Raw genomic sequence first — 21,513 nt, forward strand, 5'->3', positions numbered from 1 at the left:
GGAGGTTTTTGTTAGTGTCAAAAAAGAAGACAGAGAACGTTAGCGTCTTTGCGCTTGGAGGCGTAGGCGAAATCGGGAAGAACATGTACGTCGTGGAACTAGACGACGACATCTTCGTCATCGATGCCGGCCTTATGTTTCCAGGCGATGAGATGCTCGGGATTGATATTGTCATCCCAGACATTACGTATTTAAAAGAAAATAAAGATCGGGTACGCGCGATTTTCATCACCCATGGTCACGAAGACCATATCGGTGGGCTCAGCTACGTACTCCGTGATTTGAAGCACGTTCCCGTGTATGGGACGAAATTGACGCTCGGTTTAATCGAGCTCAAATTGAAAGAGGCGGGCTTGTTAAAAGAAGTCGACCTCCGATTGATTGACGCCAAAACGAAATTGACTATCGCTGATCATTTCATCACTTTCTTCCGCGTCAACCACTCAATCCCGGACTGTGTCGGTGTCTGCATTCAAACGTCACAAGGCGCCATCGTACACACGGGCGACTTTAAGTTTGATTACACGCCAGTCGATGGGAAACAGTCGGACTTTAACAAGTTGGCAGCCATCGGCCAACGCGGCGTCCTCTGCTTATTGTCAGATTCGACGAATGCGGAACGCCCTGGCCAAACTGGTTCGGAGTCGCTCGTCGGCGCCGAGTTGAACGATGTCATCTATCAAGCTGAGGGCCGCGTCATCGTCGCCTCTTTCGCTTCGAACGTGCACCGTCTTCAACAAGTGTTCGCGGCAGCCGAGGCGAACGACCGCAAAGTCGCCGTCGTCGGTCGCAGCATGGTCAATATCGTCGAAGTAGCGCAGAAGCTCAACTACCTTCGCTTCAAGCCGAAGACGCTCGTCGAGCTGTCGCAAGTGAATCGCTTGCCTGACAACAAAGTCGTCATCTTGACGACCGGTTCGCAAGGCGAGCCGATGGCGGCCTTGACGCGCATGGCGCGCAACGCCCATAAGCAAGTGAACATCCGCTTGAACGACACGGTCGTCATCGCGGCGACACCGATTCCTGGGAACGAGAAGTCCGTCTCGAAGACGATCGACCTTTTGTTCCGCTCAGGAGCGAACGTCATCTATAACCAACGGAAAGTACACGTCTCGGGACACGGTTCGGCCGAAGAGCTCAAGCTCATGCTGAACCTCGTCAAACCGAAGTACTTCCTTCCGATTCACGGAGAATACCGGATGCAGATGGCCCACTCGAAACTCGCCGAGCAAGTCGGTATGAAATCGAACAACATCTTCATCGTCGAAAAAGGGGATGTCGTCGAGTTCACGGGACGTAAAGCTCGGATGAGCCGGAAAGTACCGGCCGGCAACGTCTTGATCGATGGAATTGGCGTTGGGGACGTCGGGAACATCGTCCTCCGTGACCGTCGTCTCTTGTCACAAGACGGTGTCGTCCTCTGTGTCGTCACGTTGAACCGGAAACAGAAGAAATTGATTTCAGGACCTGAACTCATCTCGCGCGGATTCGTCTATATGCGTGAATCCGAAGAGATGATCTCAGAAGCGAACCGCATCGTCACGAAACAGATCGAGAAGAGTCTCCAGGCTGGAAGTGATTGGACCGAGTTGAAATCAAATATCCGCGAGCGGCTCAGCGTCTACTTGTTCGAACAGACGAAACGTCGTCCGATGATCTTGCCGATCATCATGGAGATTTAAGGAATTGAGATTGAGGCAAAAGTCATCAGACTTTTGCCTCGTTTTTTTAGGAGGAATCTAAGGTGGCACAAAAATCGAGAAAAACTCCGGCGAAGCGGAAGCGACCGACGACAAGGCGTGCGAAAAAACAGCCAATCCCACTACGTACATATGGCTGGGTCATGTTCGTCATGTCGATCACGTCGTTCATCTTCTCCTTGTTCGACTTCGGTTGGGTCGGGAATCAGACGTCACTCCTCGCGACGACGTTATTCGGAGGCTGGGGGACACTCACGTATTTGGCAATCGCATTCACGTTGCTCGTCTTTTTAAACGAATTTCGTCCGATGCAACGGACGGGCATCCTGTTCCTGTTCGTCTCGTTTCTCATGTTCGGAGATTTGGTATGGGGAGCGGAACGAGGGACGATTAACGGGGCGCTGTATCAGCTCAACCAATACTTGCTCTCCGACTTTGGGATCATCTTTTTAGGCGTGCTCTGCATGATCATCGGGATCTCGCTCTTATCGCCGACGATTTGGCGGACGATCGGGTCGCGCCTGCTCGAGACCGGTACGGCCATCAAACAAGAGTGGCGCGACCGGGAGCGGGTCAAACCGGCTCCGGTGTCCAATCGGAAGAAGGCGGTTTCGGCACCGGCAAAAGTTGAATCGAAGCCGGTCGAAGCCGAGCCTGAAGCAGACGCGGTGACGATGCATGACATCCCGATTGTCGGGTTCAGCGAGAAAGTCGTCGCCGAGAAACGTCCGAAAACGGAAGAGGTGGCCTCGACGGAGGAAGTGACAGAGCTACCGACCGAGGACATGATGATGACGGCGTCACAAGACGTGTCGGACACGTATGAATTGCCGACGTTCACCATCCTCAGCGAACCGGTCGTGACCGACCTGTCCGGCGAGAACGCCCGTCTGAAAGCAAATGCGACAAAACTCGTCCAAACGCTCAAATCGTTCGGCGTCGGTGTGAAGGTGTTAAAGATTCATCTTGGCCCGACCGTGACGAAATATGAACTGCAACCGGATATCGGGGTCAAAGTGAGCCGCATCACGTCGCTCAGCGATGACCTTGCCCTTGCGCTTGCCGCCAAAGATATCCGGATCGAGGCACCGATCCCAGGAAAGGCCGCCATCGGGATTGAAGTGCCGAACCAGGAAGTGGCCCCGGTCTGTCTCCGTGAAGTGCTCGAGGCCGATCCGGTCAAGCGGGAGCAGTCGCCGCTCCTCGTCGCCCTTGGGCGCAGCATCAGTGGCGAGACGGTGACGATCGCCTTGAACAAGATGCCGCACTTGCTCGTCGCCGGGTCGACCGGTTCCGGGAAATCGGTCTGTATCAACGGCATGATCGTGTCGCTCTTGATGCGGACTCGTCCTGATGAAGTCCGGCTCATGATGATCGATCCGAAAATGGTCGAGTTGAACGTCTATAACGGCGTCCCGCACTTGCTGACGCCGGTCGTGACGGATCCGAAGAAGGCCGCCCAAGCACTCAAACAAGTTGTCGCCGAGATGGAACGACGCTATGAGTTGTTCAGCCGTTATGGTGTGCGGAACATCGAAGGGTATAACGAACTCGTCGATAAATCGGACGATGAGGACGCCAAACGTCTGCCGTTCATCGTCGTCATCGTCGATGAGCTCGCCGATTTGATGATGGTCGCCTCGAACGACGTCGAGGACGCGATCATGCGTCTTGCCCAGATGGCACGGGCGGCCGGCATCCACATGGTGCTCGCCACCCAGCGTCCGTCTGTCGACGTCATCACCGGCGTCATCAAAGCGAACATCCCGTCCCGCATCGCGTTCGCCGTCTCGTCGCAGACGGATTCACGGACGATCCTTGACGGGGGAGGTGCTGAGAAGTTGCTCGGCCGGGGTGACATGCTCATGCTCGCCAACGGGATGAACAAACCGATCCGTGTGCAAGGTGCGTTCGTGTCCGACCAAGAAGTCGAAACGGTCGTCAATCATGTCATCGCCCAGCAACGGGCCCAATACGTCGAAGCGATGATGCCGAAAGAAGAAGAGGTCACGACCATTGATTCGGACGATTCATTGTTCGAAGAAGTCGTTCAATTCATCTTGACGCAAGAGACGGCGTCCACTTCGATGATTCAACGAAGATTCCGCATCGGTTATAACCGGGCAGCCCGCTTGATCGATTCACTCGAACAAGCCGGATATGTCGGGCCGTCAGAAGGATCGAAGCCGCGGAAAGTGCTCATCAACCAACCCGAGGGTTAAAAAATCAAACGAACGATTAGGTATAACAAATCCTAATCGTTCGTTTTTTATCTAATTTTAGATAATCCGGTTCAAACGTGACGATCGGGGTCGACGTCATGTTGGGGCGAACTAATATAGCACATCTGACCTATTTGATTCATTAGGACATACTACTAAAAATGTTGAACCGCTTTCATTTTTTAATACCGTTTTCATTTTACGATTTCTTTTCAAAGCCTGCCAGAACAGGTAATATAGACTATGAAGTGTACATAATCCCTTCACTTTAAAATATTTCCCTGATTCCGAACAAAAAGTATTGCGTTCTATTTCTCGAATCCCTATACTTAATATTGGCAAGGACATTCATACGTCAGATGTCTGAGCACTGGTAAGAAATAGGTAAAGGTGGTGAGGCCCATGTCGATCAAGCTCGATCATCGCTTGCTCTATCTTCGCGTGATTGAGAAAATCAAGCAAGATATCGACGATGGTGTCTATCGTGAAGGAGAGAAACTTCCTTCAGAATTCGAGTTATCGAAGCAACTAGGAGTCAGTCGAGCGACACTCCGGGAAGCACTTCGTATTCTCGAAGACGAGAAATTTGTCGTGCGGAAACATGGCGTCGGGACATTCATCAGTTCAAAACCCCCGTTTACTTCAGGGATTGAAGAGCTGTTCAGCGTCACGGACATGATCATGCGCGCCAAAATGACACCAGGAACGAAAGTGTTGGTGGCCGAAAAGGTTCTAGCGACCGAGAGAGAAGCCGAGCGTTTAAAAATCGAACCGAACTCACCGATTTATCGGATCGTCCGGATTCGATATGCGGATGAGACACCAGTCGTCTACTGTGTCGATAAAATCCCAGCCCATCTCGTCTCGAATCCGAAGGCGTTGACGGAAGGAAAGTCATTGTTTGATGCGCTCGAAAAAGAGGTAGGACGTCGGGTCGCATATGCGATCACGCACATCGAACCGAGTGTGAACGCTGAAATTTCGACGCAACTTCAAACGGACCAACCGTTACTGGCATTGAAACAATTGCATTACGATGAGAGCGACTTACCGCTGCTCGATTCGGCGAACTTTTTCCGAGCGGACCGCTTCGACTTCCACGTCGTTCGCAAACGCGTCTAAGCACGTTCGTTTTATCCGGAAACGGTTATTTTTGGGGAACAGCGTGAAAGCGCTTTCTTATACCGGTGTAAAGACTACTGATGACATGACAACCTTAATTGTTATAATCCGAAAGGGGAAACACGACGATGAACAAGAAAAAAACGATTCTCTCAGCTTTAGCAGCAGGTCTCACACTCTCAACAGTACTCGCAGCATGTGGCGGGGATGACAATGAAGGTGCTTCAAACAACGAAGGCGGCGGCGAAGGTAGCGACTTCAAAGTAGCGATGGTAACCGATACTGGCGGTGTCGACGATAAATCGTTCAACCAATCAGCTTGGGAAGGTCTTACGAAGTTCGGGAAAGACAACAGCTTGACTGAAAACGAAGGCTTCAAATATCTTCAATCATCAAAACAAGCGGACTATCAGCCAAACTTGCAGCAATTGGCACGCGATAACTTCAACTTGATTTACGGAATCGGCTTCTTGATGGGCGAAGACATCAAAAAAGTTGCTGATCAGTTCCCAGACAACAACTTCGCGATCGTCGACATGGTCGTCGATGCGCCGAACGTCGCATCGATCACGTTCAAAGAGCAAGAAGGTTCGTTCCTCGTCGGTGTTGTCGCAGGTCTTACTACGAAAACTGACAAAGTTGGATTCGTCGGCGGCGTTGAGTCTGACTTGATCAAGAAGTTCGAGAACGGTTATAAAGCTGGCGTCATGGCCGTTAACCCGGATGCGACAATCGACGTGAAGTACGCGGAAGACTTCAACTCAGCTGAAAAAGGTACAGCCATCGCTTCGGGTATGTATGGAGCAGGTTCTGATATCGTGTATCACGCAGCAGGTGGTACAGGGGTAGGGGTATTCACAGAAGCGAAAAACCGTAAGAAGAACGGCGAAGATGTATGGGTCATCGGTGTTGACCGTGACCAGTACGAAGAAGGTCTTCCAGAAAACGTAACGCTTACTTCAATGGTAAAACGTGTTGACACGGCTACTTACGAAGTATCGAAACTTGCAATGGAAGATAAGTTCCCTGCCGGCGAAATCGTTGAGTTCTCGTTGAAAGATGATGGCGTAGGGATTGCTGAGACTTCGGATAAGAACGTTGCAGCTGACGTCCTCACAAAAGTTGATGAGTACCGTCAACAGTTGATCGATGGAGACATCACGGCTCCAGCGACTGACGCTGAGTTCGAAGAGTTCATGAAAACAGTAAAATAATTCATTGAGTTAGGGGGGACCCATGCGGTCTCCCTTTACTTAAAGTTAGGGGTGGACTTTCTTGGAATATGTAATTGAAATGCTCAATATTCGCAAAGAGTTCGGAACGTTCGTTGCCAACGACAATATCACCCTCCAATTGCGCAAGGGCGAGATTCATGCGTTGCTCGGCGAGAACGGTGCCGGAAAATCGACGCTCATGAACGTCCTATTCGGTCTTTATCAGCCGGAAGGCGGGGAGATTCGCGTGCGCGGGGAGAAAGTGAACATTGAGAATCCGAACATCGCCAACGACCTTGGAATCGGTATGGTACACCAACACTTCATGCTCGTCGAGAAGTTCACGGTGACCGAGAACATCATCCTCGGCTCAGAGCCAAAGAGTGGATTGACGGTCGACCGGGCCACGGCGCGTAAAAAAGTGATGGACATCTCGGAACAATACGGCCTCCGCATTGATCCGGATGCCAAAATCGAAGATATCTCGGTCGGGATGCAACAACGTGTTGAAATTTTGAAGACGCTCTATCGGGGCGCTGAGATCTTGATTTTTGACGAGCCGACCGCTGTATTGACGCCACAAGAGATTCAAGAACTCATTCAAATCATGAAGCGTTTGATTGAAGAAGGCAAATCGATCATCTTGATCACGCATAAACTGAAAGAGATCATGCAAGTCGCCGATCGCTGTACGGTCATCCGTCGCGGACGTTATATCGGCACCGTCGATATCGATGAGACGGTCAACGAAGACCGTTTGGCTGAAATGATGGTCGGACGTGAAGTTAATTTTGATGCGGAATATTCCAAGGCAGATCCACAGCAAGTCGTCCTCGACGTCCAAAAACTCGTCGTCAAAGACAGTCGCGGGCTCAAAGCCGTCGACGGCTTGGATTTACAGATTCGTTCAGGGGAAATCCTCGGGATTGCCGGGATTGACGGGAACGGACAGACCGAATTGATTGAAGCCATCTCGGGCTTGAAGAAACCCGAGTCTGGAAAAGTGATGTTGAACGGGAAAGACGTGACCGGGTTCGCGCCGCGCAAAGTGACGGAGTCTGGTGTCGGCCACATCCCGCAAGACCGGCATAAACATGGCCTCGTCCTCGATTATACGATTCGCGACAACATGGTGCTCCAAACGTATTATAAAGAGCCGTTCTCGAAGCGCGGTTTGATGAACTATAAAGCCGTGGCTGAGAAAGCGAAAGCGTTGATTGAGAAGTTTGACGTCCGAACTCCATCGGTCGACGTACCTGCCCGTGCCTTGTCGGGTGGTAACCAACAGAAAGCCATCATCGCCCGTGAAGTCGACCGGTCACCTGACTTGTTGATCGCGGCGCAACCGACGCGAGGTCTTGACGTCGGGGCAATCGAATTCATTCATGAACAGCTCATCAAAGAGCGTGAAAAAGGACGCGCCGTCTTGTTGATCTCGTTCGAGCTCGAAGAGATTTTACACGTCGCGGACCGAATCGCCGTCTTGTATGAAGGGAAGATTGTCGGAATCCGTGATCCGAAAGAGACGACGGAGCAGGAACTCGGCTTCTTGATGGCCGGCGGTAAGAGAGGAGAAGAAACAGTATGAATAAGCTAAGTTTTAATCGACTGCTCATCCCACTCTTGTCGATTTTGATGGGTCTCCTCATCGGGGCGATCGTCATGCTCATCGGTGGCTATGACCCGATTCGAGGGTTCTCGTCGTTGTTTGAAGGCATGGTCGGCAGCCCGTACGCAATCGGTGAGACGCTTCGCGCCGCGGCACCGCTCATCTTCTCAGGTTTGGCCGTCGCGTTCGCGTTCCGGACCGGCCTCTTCAACATCGGCGTCGAAGGCCAAGTGTTGATTGGCTGGGTGGCAGCGGTGTATGTCGGGATCAACTTTGACTTGCCGATGTTCATCCACTTGCCGCTCGCGCTTCTCGCGGCCATGTTCGCAGCAGCGCTCTGGGCGTTCGTACCTGGTTTCTTGAAAGCCAAGTTCCACGTCCACGAAGTTATCACATCGATCATGATGAACTATATCGCCTTGTACACGACGAATGCGATTTTGCGCAGTGTCATCGGGGTAACGAACGAACGCACCGAATCCATTAAAGATTCGGCGTCGCTCGCGTCACCGATGCTTCAAGAATTGACGACGTTCTCGCGCTTGCATTGGGGTGTCCTCATCGCCGTGCTCGCAGCGATCGTCTATTACTACATCTTGCAACGGACGACGCTCGGTTATGAGCTTCGTGCCGTCGGTTTCAACAAACACGCATCACAGTACGCAGGAATGAGCGTCAACCGGAACATCATTCTCTCATTCGTCATCTCGGGTATGTTCGCAGGACTCGCAGGGGCGATGGAAGGTCTCGGTACGTTCAACGGCATGACGCTCAGCGCCTCGTTCACCGGAGTCGGTTTTGACGGGATCGCCGTCGCGCTCCTCGGTGCGAACACGGCCGTCGGTGTCGTCTTGGCAGCTATCTTGTTCGCTGGACTCAATATCGGCGGACTCGCGATGCAGCTCGGTGCGAACATCCCATCTGAGCTCGTCAAAGTCATCATCGCCGCGATTGTCATCTTCGTGGCTTCAGGTTACGCCTTTAACTACGTGATTGACAAATTCAAAGGAAATCGTAAGAAAGGAGTGGAGAAAAAATGAGCTTCTTAGAAGTCCTCTACATCGTCGTGCCGGTTGCCTTAGCCTATGCGACTCCACTCATCATCGCGGCGCTCGGCGGCATCTTCAGTGAACGTTCGGGTGTCGTCAACATCGCCTTAGAAGGCATCATGGTCATCGGTGCTGCGACAGGAATTATCACGACGCTCACGTTGACAGATATGGGGCTGGGCGGTCTCAGTCCATGGATCTCACTTTTGGTCGCTATGGTCGTCGGTGCGCTCTTCTCGCTCTTCTTGGCGGTGCCGGCCATCCTTTGGCGGGCTGACCAGACGGTACTCGGGGTCGCGATCAACATGCTCGCGATTGGACTCGCCATCTTCGTCGTCCGTGTGCTTTACAACAAAGGGCAGACCGACTTCATCGAGTTTCGGATTGCCAAAGAGAACGTGCCGATTCTATCGGATATCCCGGTGCTTCGCATGTTCTTCATCAACGTGCAGTACACGTCGTTCATCGCGATCATTCTCGCGTTCGTCGTCTGGTTCGTCATCTTCAAGACACCGTTCGGTCTTCGTCTCCGTTCGGTCGGGGAACACCCGATGGCGGCTGACACGATGGGGATCAACGTCACGAAAATGCGCTTCATGGGCGTCATGCTCTCAGGAGCGTTCGGCGGACTCGCTGGTGCAGTGTACGCTGTCACCGTCACGACAAACTTCAGCGGGACGACGATCGTCGGTCAAGGTTTCTTGGCCATCGCCGCCATGATTTTCGGGAAGTGGAATCCGCTCGGCGCGCTCGGTGCCGGTCTGTTCTTCGGATTCGCCCAAGCGTTGTCGATCATCGGTAGCAACTTGCCGGTCATCAGCAATGTGCCGCAAGTGTTGCTCTTGATTGCGCCGTATGCGCTCACGATCCTTGCCCTCGCAGGTGTCGTCGGACGTGCGGATGCACCGAAATCGGTCGGTATCCCATATATTAAAGGGAAACGCTAATCATCAAAAGGACAAATGTCCATTTCATCCAGGTTGTTTGACGCTTAAGTCAAACAACCTTTTTTGTTATACTGGTGTAGAGGTGAGATAATTGAAAAAATGGTGGCAACTGCTGATCGCCGTCGTGCTGAGCGTTTCGCTCGCAGGCTGCTCCGTCGATGACTGGTTCGCCGAACAAATCGACCCGCCAGAATCGCTCGTCGAACTCGAGTCCGATTTTCCGTCGGCGTCGGTCGCGCAACAAGTCGCACGGCCGCTCGGTAAGACCGAGACGGTCACGCTCGACCGCGTCATCGATGGAGATACGCTCAAAGTCGAGTTTGAGAACGGGGCGACCGAATCGATTCGTCTCTTGCTCGTCGATACGCCAGAGACGAGCCATCCGACGCTGCCGGTCCAACCGTTCGGGGAGGATGCGAAATCATTCGTCGAGCGTTGGCTGCCAGAAGGAGATACGATCACGCTCGAATATGACGTCGGGCGCTACGATCGTTATCAACGGACACTCGCCTACGTCTGGTATGACGAAGTGATGTTGAACGAGGAATTGTTGCGCCGCGGGTTGGCGCGTGTCGCCTATGTGTACGCGCCGAACACGCAACACGTCGATGCGTTTCGGGAGGTCGAGCGGGCCGCGCGTCAGGAATTGCTCGGGATTTGGAGTCTTGAGGACTACGTGACCGGCAACGGCTTCGACCATGAGGCGACCGAGCCGGCCCAGCCGAAACGAGACACGGATGGATGTGACATTAAAGGGAATATCAATCGGGACGGAGAGAAGATTTATCACGTTCCGGGCGGGGCGAGCTATGAGCGAACGATCCCAGAAGAGATGTTCTGTGCAGAGGAAGAGGCGCGTGAAGCGGGTTTCCGGAAAGCGACGCGATAAAAAAAGACATGTGCGCCCTTCAGGCACACATGTCTCTCTTATTCGTACTTGAGTGCGTCGCCGTCGAATGATTCGTCCGCGACTTTAATTGAGTCGGTCGGGCATCCTTCGAACGCGTCCATCAAGTCCTCATACAATTCGTCCGGGACTTCGATCGTGCCCGTGTTGTCGTCCATCAAGTTGAACGCGAGGCCTTCGTCGTCATAGTCGAAGATGTCTGGGGCGGCTGCTCCGCAGGCCCCACATGCAATACATGTATCTTTATCAACAATCGTAAATTTTGCCATTTGTAACCCTCCATACGTTTCGTCTCTCTGCATAGAAATGATTTTCTACTGACTATGAGTAATTGTAGTCTACATACCCAAATATTTCAATGAGGAAACGAATAACGTTTTGGAAGCATAATTTTGACCGAGGAGGTGGAACGATGGTTCATTTAGCGGACGGGGTGTTGTTGCTTTCGATTGAGCGCTTGAAAGGGGAGCGCAGCGAGCGCAGTTTGTTTCATGTGTTGAACGGCAAACGTTCGGCGACGACACTGCAAGATGCCTTTTTTTATGATTTGGAACCAATTTTCGGATTGTTCCCCTATACGAAGTACGACTATGAGAAACTGCTCGCCTCGTTCGAGAAGCGAGGCTGGCTCAACCGTTCGAGCTTCACGTTGACCGAGGCCGGCAAGATGCTCGCTTCGCCGGAGGCGGTCAGTGAGCTGTTCGACCGTCTCGGCGGTGAGTATCGGGACTATACGACGATGACGTGGAAGCGGCTCAGTTTGTTCGTCCAGACGTTCATGTCGCTCGAGCATGAGCGGACGTTCTATCCGGTGCAGGCCGATCGGTTGGCCGAACGCTGGGTCAAACAGATCGTCCGGACCGAGCGGGAGTGGCAACCGCTGATCCACAGCTTTCACCAGGAGCTTGAAACGGCGCTTGAAGAAGTGGGGGACCCGTACGCGACCGCCGTCGTCTATCGGTTCACCGGTGCGTTCGAGACAGGATACACGTATGAACAAATCGCCTCGCTTCTCGATGTCGATGCGCGCACGGCGCGGCTCTATTTTTTGGCCGGGTGGAATGCGCTCCTGTGGAAATTGCCAAGGGATGCCAAGTTGCTTGGCTTCGCGCACGGCTTGTCGAGCGAGCGGATGACGTTGTCGGCGCGTGAGTCGTATGAGCAGTTTTCGGCTGGTCGAACGTTCCAACAAGTCCAGTCCCAGCGACGGTTGCGCACGAGTACGATTGAAGACCACGTCGTCGAGATGGCGATGTATTTAGATGAGTTCCCGCTCGACCAATTTGTTCCGTTTGAGCAAATCAAGCAAGTCGAGCAGTTGCGTGACGAGTCGAGCTGGGCGCTCAAGCCGATTTTTGAACAAATCGACGGGATCAGTTACTATCAAATCCGATTGGTGTTCGCGAGATTGAAACGAGGTGAGACATTTGTTTGAGAAGACGTTGAAGCGGGTGTTCGGCTACGACAGCTTCCGTCCCGGGCAACGGGATGTGATCGAAGCGGTCGCCGACGGCCAGGACGTGTTGGCCATCATGCCGACCGGAGCGGGCAAGTCGTTGACGTTCCAACTCCCGTCTTATCTTAAAAATGACGGGCTGACCATCATCGTGTCACCGCTCTTGTCGCTCATCGAAGATCAGATGCTCCACATCCGTGAACGGGGCGAGCGGGGAGTGGCGCGATTGACATCAATGGAGACGCTCGAGGAGAAACAAGACATCTTGAACCATTTGAAGCGTTATCGCTTCTTATACTTATCGCCCGAACAACTCGCCGTGCCGCACGTGACGCGGGCGCTCGCTCGGACGCGGATTCAAATGCTCGTCGTCGACGAGGCCCACTGTATTTCGCAGTGGGGCCATGAGTTCCGACCTGAGTATGCCCGTCTAGGCGAGTTGCGTAAACAACTCGGTAGCCCGCAGTGCATGGCCGTCACCGCGACGGCTCCGGAAACGGTGAAACGGGATATCATCGAGAAGTTGGCGTTGTTCTCGCCGGCGCAGTTCGTCCATTCGGCAAACCGGGCTGAGATTCGACTCATCGTCGAACGTCTCGAGTCCGAGGACAAGATGCGGCGGTTGAGCGAGCTCGTCCATGACGTCCCGAAACCGGCCGTCATCTATACGGCGACACGGCGTGAAGCCGAAGCACTCGCGCTTCATCTTGACGACGCCTTGTTTTATCACGGTGGCATGTCGACTGAGGACCGCCGGCTCGTACAATCGCAATTTTTGCGAGATGAAGTCGCCATCATGGTATGTACGAGTGCGTTCGGGATGGGTGTGAATAAAGACAACGTCCGTTCGGTCATCCATTATCAAATCCCGGCCACGCTCGAGGCGTACATGCAAGAGATCGGTCGTGCCGGACGAGACGGTGAACCCGCATTTGCCGTCTTGCTCTATGCCGAAGGCGACGAACGCATCCAACAGTTTTTGATCGACCAACAATATCCGAAAGACAAAGACATCCGTCTCGCGTATTTGGAACGCGACAACGGCACGAGTCTGGCCCAACTGCCGCGTCTTTTGCGGTTGAACGAGGAAGACCCGGTCTGGGGATTGTTGAACCAGATGCTCGCCGAGCGGACGCTTGCCGAGGCGATCGATTGGGTAAAAGATAGAAAGCGGGCCCGCTATCGTCAACTTGGACAGATGATGGACTACGCCCTCATCAAGACGTGCCGGCGCGATTACTTGTTGAACTATTTCTCGGAACAACCGGTCAAACAAGCCGATTGTTGCGACGTGTGTGGGGAGATCGTATTCCCGCCGTCGGTTCAAATTGTGTCTAAAAATGTGACAGATTGGAAACATCGTTTATCTCGTATCTTCTCCTTTGATTGATATCATAGTAAAATGATAAAAAAGGTAAAGGAGGGCACACGTTGCGACATCGGAACCAAGCGGACTCACTTCGTGAACAAGTGGTGGACACGTTGCCGTCTCGCGCTGAAAGACAAGAGCATGAGCGGAAAGAAAAATTGAACGACAATTGGCTGAAACGGCCGCTCGCTATGATGCTGACATTGACGATGTTTGCCATTATTCTCGTATTTTTATATATAGGTCGTCATACAATATTTTTCTGACAATACGACGGGGACGTCGTATTTTTTTATGAGCAATCTCTGTTTTGTCGAACCAATCGCACAATCTCACCAATTTCTCACAGGAATTGCACAATAAAACAGGTAAAGCGCTTCAGATGGGTCTATACTAAATAAGAAGAACTTGTAGGAAAGGAGGGGCTGCTGTGCCGAAGTACTCCATTAAGACGGTCGCGTCGCTCACCGGGGTCAACCCGACGACGATTCGAGCGTGGGAACGCCGCTATCAATTCATCGTTCCAAGCCGGACCGAATCCGGTCATCGATTGTATTCCGACCAAGACGTCGAAAAGATTAAATGGGTCGTTGAAAAACAACGGGAAGGCTTGACCGTTTCCCAAGCGATTCAACAACTTCATGAAGCCCCGAAGCCGAAGCCTGCCCGCCTCTATGACGAGGAGCTCATGGACGGGTTGCTCGAGGCGTTACTTTCATTTGACGAACGCAAGGCGCACGATTTGATCAATCGTGCCTTTAATACGTTCAGCTTTGAGAAGGTCACGAAAGATATCATTGGTCCGTTGTTGGTGGAGATCGGGACGCGTTGGGAGAATGGGGACATCACGATCGCGCATGAGCATTTTGCGACCGCTTTTTTGCGGGCCCGATTGTCGACCCTCTCGCTGCAGATGCCGATGAATCCATTTTTACCGCGGATCATTTGTGTGTGTGCCCCGGGTGAGATGCACGAGATCGGTCTGTTGTTCGTGACGCTTTATTTGCGTCAATATGGATACGACGTGATTTTCCTTGGTGCGGGCTTCCCGAAAGAGGATTTAAGTGAGGCGTTGCACGATATCCACGCCAAGTGCTTGATCTTCTCCTGCACGTTGACGGAACATCTCGAGGACCTGAAAGAGGCGATGCGATTTATCCAAGCGGATCATCCCGATCTCGTCATCGGGGCCGGCGGATATGCCGTCAGCCTTCACGCGTCCGAGTTTGAGTCGGCCTTCCTTGGAGATACGCCCGAGGCATGGACCGAGTGGTTGTCAACTATTTGACAGGTTGCACAAACGAGAGTAGCTTATAAAGTAGGATTGATTAATCTTTGGAGGTTTTCGTTTGAGATTTGAAAAGCAAACTAAAGAACATTTAAGGGTATATTTGACGGCGAGTGACCTTTCGATTCGAGGGATTGCCATCGATACGATCGTTGGCGAGAGTGGTCAAGACTTGTGGCGGGAATTGCTCGAGACGGCGGAAGCGGAATTCGGTTTCATGCCCCAAGGCACCGTCGACTTGAACGTGACAATGTTTCCCCGTGATGGGCTCGTCATCGACGTCCAAAAAGTCGAGGCAGCCGTCCCGGATGCGGATCAAGAACAAGTCGAGATCCGTTTGACGATCGATGTGATTCATCATCTGATTTATCAGTTTGATGATATCGAGGACGTCATCAACGCCTCGGTCCGTCTGTTCCCTCACATGCAGGATACAGAACAGGGCGGGGCGCTCTACCATTATGACGGACACTATTATTTACACTTCGTCGAAGTGCTCAAACCGGACGTCGAAGAGCGGTTGGCCGCCATCTTGTCGGAATACGGCCGCACGACGACCGTCAGCCCTTACGTCATGATGGAGTATGGCAAGACGATTCAAACTGAACAAGCCGTGAAACAGCTGTACGATACGTTCGCGTAAGTATGGCTTTTTTACTGTTCTGTTTCTATTGTTTTCGGCCGACACATGGTATGATAAAACTTGAATTTTTGAGAAGTTAGCCGAAGGAGAGATTTGATGAAAGTCGCGGTATTATATGGTGGTGTATCAGGTGAGCGGGAAGTGTCGCTCACGAGTGGTAAAGGAATGATTGAAGCGCTCGAAGCACGGGGTCACGACGTCGTGGCGATTGATTTTCACCCGGACCGGGCCAATGAGCTGTTGACGCTTCAAGCCGACGTCGTCGTCAGCGCCCTGCATGGCAAATACGGCGAAGATGGCCGTGTTCAGTCGCTTTTAGAGATGGCCGGATTGCCGTACACGGGGTCGGGCGTTTTGGCATCAGCGCTCGCGATGGACAAAGCCCGTGCGAAAATTATTTTCGCCGCTGCCGGCATTCGCATCGCCCGTGACGTCCTCATCGAGTCGGGCGACGACATCGACGCAAAAATCGTCGAGTGGGGCAGTGAGTTTCCATGTGTCGTCAAGCCGGCCCAAGAAGGGTCATCGAACGGATTGACAATCGCGATGGACGAAGCGATGCTCCGTGAAGGGATTGATAAAGCGTTCGCGTGCGATACGGCTGTCTTGGTCGAGCAATATATTAAAGGCCGTGAGTTGACGGTACCCGTCCTTGGGAATCACGGGGCTGAGGCCGCACTCCCGGTCATCGAGATCATCCCGAAAAATGAATTTTATGACTATGAGTCGAAGTATTCAGAAGGTGGATCGATTCACGTTTGTCCGGCCGAGTTGCCGGACGCGTTGACCGAAGAAGTTCAAACGGCTGCCATCAAAGCGCACCGTGCCCTCGGTTGCAGCGGTTATTCTCGTTCGGACTTCCTCGTCTCTGAAGATGGGCTCGCTTATATTTTAGAGACGAACACGCTTCCGGGTATGACACCGCTCAGCTTGTTCCCGGACAGCGCCCGGGCCGTCGGGATCTCGTACGGTGAGCTGTTAGAGCGATTCATCGAACTGGCACTAGAAAAGTAAGAAGGGAATTCCCCCTTCTTTTTTCATTTTAGAAAACGCTTTCATTATTTTTGTAAAAGCCTTTCAAATTGGGCGCGTATCAGCTATACTTTTAAACGAATACGAGGTTGATTCTTGGGGGAGAATTGACAATTTAGGGGAGGAAACCTTCATGATTACGGATCAAGAAAAAGGTCATCAAAAACGAAAAAACATCCTTGAATCGACACAAGAAGTGATACACGAGGCGCTTGATAAGCTCGGGTATCCAGAAGAGATGTATGAGCTCTTGAAAGAGCCACTTCGGATGTTGACCGTCCGCATCCCGGTACGTATGGATGACGGATCGACAAAGATTTTCACAGGATACCGGGCGCAACATAATGACGCGGTCGGACCGACGAAAGGTGGGATTCGCTTCCACCCGAGCGTGACGGAGGTCGAAGTGAAGGCGTTGTCGGTCTGGATGAGCTTGAAGGCCGGAATTGTCGACCTTCCATACGGTGGCGGTAAAGGCGGGATCGTCTGTGATCCGCGTGAGATGAGTTTCCGTGAAATCGAACGATTGAGCCGGGGTTATGTCCGAGCCATCAGTCAAATCGTCGGACCGACGAAAGATATCCCAGCGCCGGACGTGTTCACGAACTCGCAAATCATGGCGTGGATGATGGATGAGTATAGCCGCATCGATGAATTCAATTCGCCGGGCTTCATCACTGGTAAACCGCTCGTGCTCGGTGGCTCGCATGGACGTGAGACGGCGACGGCAAAAGGTGTCGCCATCATGATCCGGGAAGCGGCGCTGCGCCGTGGGATCGAATTGAAAGGGGCGCGTGTCGTCGTCCAAGGGTTCGGGAATGCTGGTAGCTTCTTGTCGAAGTTCATGCATGACGCCGGGGCGAAAGTGATCGCCGTCAGCGATGCATATGGTGCGATCCACGATGAGAACGGGCTCGATATCCCGTATCTTCTCGATCGTCGAGATTCGTTCGGGACGATCTCGACGCTCTTCAAGAACACGATCTCGAACAAAGAAATGTTAGAACTCGACTGCGACATCTTGGTCCCGGCCGCGATCGAGAACCAAATCACCGAAGACAACGCCGACAACATCAAGGCGTCCATCGTCGTCGAGGCCGCCAACGGACCGACGACGAACGAAGCGACCCGCATCTTGACAGAGCGCGGCATCCTGCTTGTCCCGGATGTGCTCGCTTCGAGCGGTGGGGTAACCGTCTCGTATTTCGAATGGGTTCAAAACAACCAAGGATACTATTGGACGGAAGAGGAAGTGGAAGAGAAGCTTGAGAAAGTGCTCGTTCACTCGTTCAATACGGTGTATAACACGTCATCGGCCCGTAAAGTCGACATGCGTCTCGCCGCCTATATGGTCGGTGTACGCAAGATGGCGGAAGCATCGCGTTTCCGCGGTTGGGTATAATTAAACAGCAAAAAGAGGGAGAACCTGGCGCCAGGTTCTCCCTCTTTTTGTCGATTACGTGGTCACACCGTTACGCTCCCGAAGCGTCTCGGCGATCGCTTGGCCATGGAAGCGGCCGTTCTCGATAAAGATTTTATTGGCATCATTTCCGGCGGCGACGACACCGGCGATGAACAAGCCGTCGACGTTCGTCTCGAACGTCGTCTCGTCAAACGAGGGCACACCGGTCTCCTCATCGACTTGGACCCCGGCATCAGCGAACAGCCCATGGTCGGGCAAGTAGCCGGTCATGGCGAGGACGTGGTCGGTCTCGAGCCGCTGTTCTTCACCGTGCTGACGATAGACGACGTGATGCGGTTCGATCCGAACGATCTCCGCTTCGAGCTCGAGTCGCACTTTGTCATGACGGACGAGCGAGTCGAACGTCGGCAGGACCCACGGTTTGACGGACGGACTGTAGCCGTCCCCGCGATAGAGTACCGTGACGTGGGCGCCGGCCTTCTCGAGCTCGATGGCCGCGTCGACCGCGGAGTTCTTTCCGCCGATGACCGTCACACGTTGTCGGTAAAACGGATGCGCCTCTTTGAAGTAATGCGTGACGTGCGGCAACTCTTCACCTGGGACGTCCAACGTACGAGGACGGCCATAATACCCAGTGGCTAAGATGACATAATCGGCCTGGCGTTCTTTGACGCCGTCGCGGTCATGGCGTGACCGAACGATGAACCCGTCCTCGGAACGCGTGACCGTTTCGACCGTCTCAAACGGTTGGACGTCGAGACCAGTCCGGCTGACGACTTCCCGATAGTAGACGAGCGCGTCTTGACGACGCGGTTTCAAATCTTTACAGATAAACGGGATATCCCCGATTTCGAGCAAGCTGGCAGAAGAGAAAAACGTTTGATGGGTCGGATACCGATAGATGGCATCGACGATATTGCCGCGCTCGATGACCGTGCACGAGATGCCGATCCGTTCTAATTCGATCGCAGCCGACAGCCCACATGGTCCGGCGCCGACGACGATAGCATGTTTATTCAATGAAATCACCTCATCCCTCATTGTATGGAAGGACGAAACGGTTGGCAAGCCGCCAACTCACTGTTGGAAGCTGAAGCTATGTTCCATGACCGCTTGGGACGAACCCGCCTCGAGCTCGACAAGGAGGCGAAGTCTCGCTTTTTGTGAGTTCAGACCGTTCGAGAAGATGATGCCCATCTCTTTCAGTTGCTGGCCACCGCCGACGTAGCCGTACACGTCTTGTACGATTCCGTTAAAACAACGGCTGACGATGACGACCGGCATCCGCTCGACGAGCATCTCGAGCGCGGGGACGATTGACGGTGGGACATTCCCTTGCCCGAGTACTTCAAGGACGAGCCCGTCATAGCCGAGCGCGAGTACCGCCTCGAGCAGGTCCGGCTCCATCCCGGCGACGACTTTCAGCACCGCGACCCGTTTCGTGATCGATGGAATCATTTTCGGTTGTTTTGTCGTCGGCTGACTGTAAATGAGGACGTGATCTTTCGTCACCATACCGACGTTGCCGAAGTGGACCGATTTGAACGTGTCGACCGAGGACGTGTGCGTCTTCGTGACGTTGAAGGCGGAGTGGATTTCACCATTGAAGACGACGAGCACGCCTTTGCCGCGTGCCACATCACTTTGGGCGACCCGAAGCGCCGTGATGAGATTGAATTCGCCGTCCGAGCCGACCTCGTTTGACGAGCGCATCGCTCCGGTCAACACAATCGGGACCGGTGCACCAAGCGTGATTTGTAAGAAGTAGGCCGTCTCTTCGAGTGTGTCCGTCCCGTGAGTGATGACGACCCCATCGTACGTGTCTTGTGTCAATTGTTGATTGATGAACTGGGCGAGCTCGAGCATTTTCTCGGGCGTCATGTGCGGCGACGGGATGTTCGAGAAATGTTTCGTTGTGATATTCGCGATGTCGGTCGCTTTCGGTAACGTCGCGTCGATCGGATTGACTTCGCTCGGCATGACATGTCCCGACCCCGATTGAGACATGGCGATTGTGCCGCCGGTGTGGATCAGTAATAAATGGTTCATAAACAGACCTCCAACTTTTTTGTTCGTTTCTTCCAATTTCTAGGTGCGACCTACTTTTTCTTTCTTCTATTTCAGTGTATGCTTAACGTGAGAAAGGAGAGATGCATCATGATTGCAATCGCCTTGTCTGCGGTTGCGCCAGGGTTCGCCCTTCTTTCCTACTTCTATCTCCGGCATGAATTGGAAGCGGAACCGCTCGGCTATGTGATCCGTTCGTTCGTCGCCGGGGCCATTCTCGTCTTTCCGATCATGTTCGTGCAGTATGCGTTCGTGGAAGAAGGGGTGCTCGTGGGCCCGTTTTGGAAGGCGTTCGTGGCCACCGCGCTATTAGAAGAGTTTTTTAAGTGGTTCATGATTTATTATACAATATACATACATAAAGTCTTTGATGATTACTACGACGGGATTCTCTATGCGGTCGCCTGTTCACTCGGCTTTGCCACGTTAGAGAATTTTCTATATTTATGGGTGTACGACTCGATTGAAATCGCCATTTGGCGTGCTGTGTTGCCGGTGAGTGGGCATGCGCTCTTCGCTGTCGTGATGGGGTTTTGCCTCGGCCGGGCCAAACATTCCGCTCATGAGCGCTTCTGGCTGTTCACAGCCGTCATGGCGGCGACATTGTTGCATGGCATGTTCGACTATATCTTGCTCGTCGAACCGATGAACAAAGTGCCGGCTGTCGTCTATATCGTCGTCTTATGGATGGTCGCGCTTTTGCTCGTGCGGACCGCCAATCGCTCCAACCATCGCCAGTACAAATAGAATAAAAGGGGAATCGTTTCATGTTAAAAGTAGGACAAGAGTTACGGGTAGAAGTCGAAGGGAGAAAAGAAGGAAAGACAAAAATCGCGGCTATCAACGACCAAGTCGTCTGGATTGAGTCCCCGAGTGAGACGGATACCTTAAAGACGTTTTTCTTGCACGAAGACGAATCGATGCGTGTCTATTTCTTCGTAGGAGAAGAGCAGCTCTATGCGTTTGATACGGTCGTAACGAGACGGGTGAGCGATGCGCAACTGACGCTTCGCTATGCATTCCCGATGCCGGATGAAAAGAAAATCAAGCGCGTGCAGCGCCGTGAATATTTACGTGTCCCTGAAATGATCAATGTGACCGTATCCGCCGAGGACGGCCAGGCGTTCCCATCGTTTGAGACGACGTCGCTCGACGTGTCGGCCGGCGGTATGCGCATCATCTCCAATCGAGCCCCGGTCGCGGTCGACGAGGCCATCATCGTCACGTTCCATATTAATGATGACCGGGGCGTGCTGCAGACGTTCCGCGTCAAGAGCCGCCTCGTACGGATTCACGAACAGGCGGCGAAACAAGAGTTGTCGCTTCGTTTCGAAGAATTATCGCACCGGGACCAGGAAACGATTTTACGTTATTGCTTCCGGGCCCAGCTCGAAGCGAGAAAACGGACGGGCTCTGTATTTTCTTCACGTTAAAAAACTGGTATGATGTTCTCGGAACAAATGAC

At 52.9% G+C, this 21,513-nt stretch carries 20 protein-coding genes; 17 read left to right on the top strand and 3 right to left on the bottom strand.

The features are described from left to right. The first annotated feature begins 14 nt into the window (after nucleotides 1-14). The 8 genes from KNP64_RS02430 to KNP64_RS02465 all read left to right on the top strand — a co-directional run bounded on the left by KNP64_RS02430 (nucleotide 15) and on the right by KNP64_RS02465 (nucleotide 10,752). Nucleotides 15-1,682, top strand: coding sequence for a ribonuclease J (locus KNP64_RS02430; RefSeq protein WP_214791495.1), 1,668 nt, complete (start codon nucleotides 15-17; stop codon nucleotides 1,680-1,682). A 62-nt stretch (nucleotides 1,683-1,744) separates the two neighbouring features. After that, complete coding sequence (locus KNP64_RS02435; RefSeq protein WP_214791493.1) at nucleotides 1,745-3,922, top strand: DNA translocase FtsK; 2,178 nt, start codon at nucleotides 1,745-1,747, stop codon at nucleotides 3,920-3,922. Between the two features lie 402 nt (nucleotides 3,923-4,324). Next, entirely contained in the window at nucleotides 4,325-5,044 is a 720-nt protein-coding gene (locus tag KNP64_RS02440; protein WP_034777294.1) for a GntR family transcriptional regulator, read from the top strand. Between the two features lie 128 nt (nucleotides 5,045-5,172). Beyond that, on the top strand, nucleotides 5,173-6,258 hold the full coding sequence (locus tag KNP64_RS02445) for a BMP family lipoprotein (protein ID WP_214763897.1): 1,086 nt from the start codon (nucleotides 5,173-5,175) through the stop codon (nucleotides 6,256-6,258). Between the two features lie 61 nt (nucleotides 6,259-6,319). Beyond that, on the top strand, nucleotides 6,320-7,846 hold the full coding sequence (locus KNP64_RS02450; RefSeq protein WP_214791492.1) for an ABC transporter ATP-binding protein: 1,527 nt from the start codon (nucleotides 6,320-6,322) through the stop codon (nucleotides 7,844-7,846). Then, nucleotides 7,843-8,907 (top strand): ABC transporter permease, encoded by a 1,065-nt coding sequence (locus KNP64_RS02455; RefSeq protein WP_138859573.1) that lies wholly within the window; start codon nucleotides 7,843-7,845, stop codon nucleotides 8,905-8,907. Before KNP64_RS02450 ends, KNP64_RS02455 begins: the two co-directional genes overlap by 4 nt. Further along, nucleotides 8,904-9,863: an ABC transporter permease gene (locus KNP64_RS02460; protein ID WP_034777299.1), complete on the top strand. Its 960-nt coding sequence runs from the start codon at nucleotides 8,904-8,906 to the stop codon at nucleotides 9,861-9,863. The genes KNP64_RS02455 and KNP64_RS02460 overlap by 4 nt, the downstream gene beginning before the upstream one ends. Before the next feature lie 91 nt (nucleotides 9,864-9,954). Then, complete coding sequence (locus KNP64_RS02465; protein WP_214791491.1) at nucleotides 9,955-10,752, top strand: thermonuclease family protein; 798 nt, start codon at nucleotides 9,955-9,957, stop codon at nucleotides 10,750-10,752. A 38-nt stretch (nucleotides 10,753-10,790) separates the two neighbouring features. Here the strand turns inward: KNP64_RS02465 and KNP64_RS02470 are convergent, their stop codons facing one another. Beyond that, nucleotides 10,791-11,039: a ferredoxin gene (locus KNP64_RS02470; protein ID WP_021067177.1), complete on the bottom strand. Its 249-nt coding sequence runs from the start codon at nucleotides 11,037-11,039 to the stop codon at nucleotides 10,791-10,793. Nucleotides 11,040-11,182: 143 nt separating this feature from the next. Between KNP64_RS02470 and KNP64_RS02475 the strand changes: the two genes are divergently transcribed. The 7 genes from KNP64_RS02475 (at nucleotide 11,183) to KNP64_RS02505 (ending at nucleotide 17,960) form a co-directional block, all read left to right on the top strand. After that, entirely contained in the window at nucleotides 11,183-12,205 is a 1,023-nt protein-coding gene (locus KNP64_RS02475; RefSeq protein WP_232939409.1) for a YpbB family protein, read from the top strand. Then, complete coding sequence (locus KNP64_RS02480) at nucleotides 12,189-13,616, top strand: RecQ family ATP-dependent DNA helicase (RefSeq protein WP_214763899.1); 1,428 nt, start codon at nucleotides 12,189-12,191, stop codon at nucleotides 13,614-13,616. Before KNP64_RS02475 ends, KNP64_RS02480 begins: the two co-directional genes overlap by 17 nt. A 41-nt stretch (nucleotides 13,617-13,657) precedes the next feature. Further along, nucleotides 13,658-13,861, top strand: a complete 204-nt coding sequence (locus KNP64_RS02485) for a hypothetical protein (RefSeq protein WP_034777302.1) — start codon at nucleotides 13,658-13,660, stop codon at nucleotides 13,859-13,861. A gap of 164 nt (nucleotides 13,862-14,025) precedes the next feature. Continuing rightward, nucleotides 14,026-14,883 (top strand): MerR family transcriptional regulator, encoded by an 858-nt coding sequence (locus KNP64_RS14950; protein ID WP_214791490.1) that lies wholly within the window; start codon nucleotides 14,026-14,028, stop codon nucleotides 14,881-14,883. Between the two features lie 61 nt (nucleotides 14,884-14,944). Further along, nucleotides 14,945-15,526: an adaptor protein MecA gene (locus KNP64_RS02495; RefSeq protein ID WP_034777305.1), complete on the top strand. Its 582-nt coding sequence runs from the start codon at nucleotides 14,945-14,947 to the stop codon at nucleotides 15,524-15,526. Nucleotides 15,527-15,622: 96 nt separating this feature from the next. Then, the gene (locus KNP64_RS02500) at nucleotides 15,623-16,540 is read left to right on the top strand and encodes a D-alanine--D-alanine ligase (protein WP_034777306.1); all 918 of its coding nucleotides are present in this window, start codon (nucleotides 15,623-15,625) and stop codon (nucleotides 16,538-16,540) included. A gap of 151 nt (nucleotides 16,541-16,691) precedes the next feature. Continuing rightward, complete coding sequence (locus KNP64_RS02505; protein WP_021067184.1) at nucleotides 16,692-17,960, top strand: Glu/Leu/Phe/Val family dehydrogenase; 1,269 nt, start codon at nucleotides 16,692-16,694, stop codon at nucleotides 17,958-17,960. Between the two features lie 54 nt (nucleotides 17,961-18,014). Here KNP64_RS02505 and KNP64_RS02510 read toward each other — a convergent pair whose 3' ends face one another. Together KNP64_RS02510 and KNP64_RS02515 are read right to left on the bottom strand one after the other, a co-directional pair. Beyond that, complete coding sequence (locus KNP64_RS02510; RefSeq protein ID WP_214791796.1) at nucleotides 18,015-19,022, bottom strand: YpdA family putative bacillithiol disulfide reductase; 1,008 nt, start codon at nucleotides 19,020-19,022, stop codon at nucleotides 18,015-18,017. A gap of 36 nt (nucleotides 19,023-19,058) precedes the next feature. Then, on the bottom strand, nucleotides 19,059-20,030 hold the full coding sequence (locus tag KNP64_RS02515) for an asparaginase (RefSeq protein ID WP_034777308.1): 972 nt from the start codon (nucleotides 20,028-20,030) through the stop codon (nucleotides 19,059-19,061). Between the two features lie 108 nt (nucleotides 20,031-20,138). Between KNP64_RS02515 and prsW the strand changes: the two genes are divergently transcribed. After that, a complete protein-coding gene (gene prsW, locus KNP64_RS02520) occupies nucleotides 20,139-20,795 on the top strand; it encodes a glutamic-type intramembrane protease PrsW (RefSeq protein ID WP_034777310.1) in 657 nt (218 codons plus the stop codon). A 20-nt stretch (nucleotides 20,796-20,815) separates the two neighbouring features. Next, the gene (locus KNP64_RS02525) at nucleotides 20,816-21,481 is read left to right on the top strand and encodes a flagellar brake protein (RefSeq protein WP_138859568.1); all 666 of its coding nucleotides are present in this window, start codon (nucleotides 20,816-20,818) and stop codon (nucleotides 21,479-21,481) included. Nucleotides 21,482-21,513 lie beyond the last annotated feature (32 nt).

The organism is Exiguobacterium sp. s64 (assembly GCF_018618035.1).
GTDB classification, from domain to species: Bacteria; Bacillota; Bacilli; order Exiguobacteriales; family Exiguobacteriaceae; genus Exiguobacterium; species Exiguobacterium mexicanum_A.

Excerpts from the sequence above, each read along its gene's own strand:
- KNP64_RS02475 (WP_232939409.1), top strand. The coding sequence starts at position 11,183 with ATGGTTCATTTAGCGGACGGGGTGTTGTTGCTTTCGATTGAGCGCTTG.
- KNP64_RS02510 (WP_214791796.1), bottom strand. The coding sequence starts at position 19,022 with ATGAGGGATGAGGTGATTTCATTGAATAAACATGCTATCGTCGTCGGC.
- KNP64_RS02470 (WP_021067177.1), bottom strand. The coding sequence starts at position 11,039 with ATGGCAAAATTTACGATTGTTGATAAAGATACATGTATTGCATGTGGG.
- KNP64_RS02440 (WP_034777294.1), top strand. The coding sequence starts at position 4,325 with ATGTCGATCAAGCTCGATCATCGCTTGCTCTATCTTCGCGTGATTGAG.
- KNP64_RS02455 (WP_138859573.1), top strand. The coding sequence starts at position 7,843 with ATGAATAAGCTAAGTTTTAATCGACTGCTCATCCCACTCTTGTCGATT.
- prsW (WP_034777310.1), top strand. The coding sequence starts at position 20,139 with ATGATTGCAATCGCCTTGTCTGCGGTTGCGCCAGGGTTCGCCCTTCTT.
- KNP64_RS02525 (WP_138859568.1), top strand. The coding sequence starts at position 20,816 with ATGTTAAAAGTAGGACAAGAGTTACGGGTAGAAGTCGAAGGGAGAAAA.
- KNP64_RS02500 (WP_034777306.1), top strand. The coding sequence starts at position 15,623 with ATGAAAGTCGCGGTATTATATGGTGGTGTATCAGGTGAGCGGGAAGTG.
- KNP64_RS02505 (WP_021067184.1), top strand. The coding sequence starts at position 16,692 with ATGATTACGGATCAAGAAAAAGGTCATCAAAAACGAAAAAACATCCTT.
- KNP64_RS02515 (WP_034777308.1), bottom strand. The coding sequence starts at position 20,030 with ATGAACCATTTATTACTGATCCACACCGGCGGCACAATCGCCATGTCT.
- KNP64_RS02460 (WP_034777299.1), top strand. The coding sequence starts at position 8,904 with ATGAGCTTCTTAGAAGTCCTCTACATCGTCGTGCCGGTTGCCTTAGCC.
- KNP64_RS02445 (WP_214763897.1), top strand. The coding sequence starts at position 5,173 with ATGAACAAGAAAAAAACGATTCTCTCAGCTTTAGCAGCAGGTCTCACA.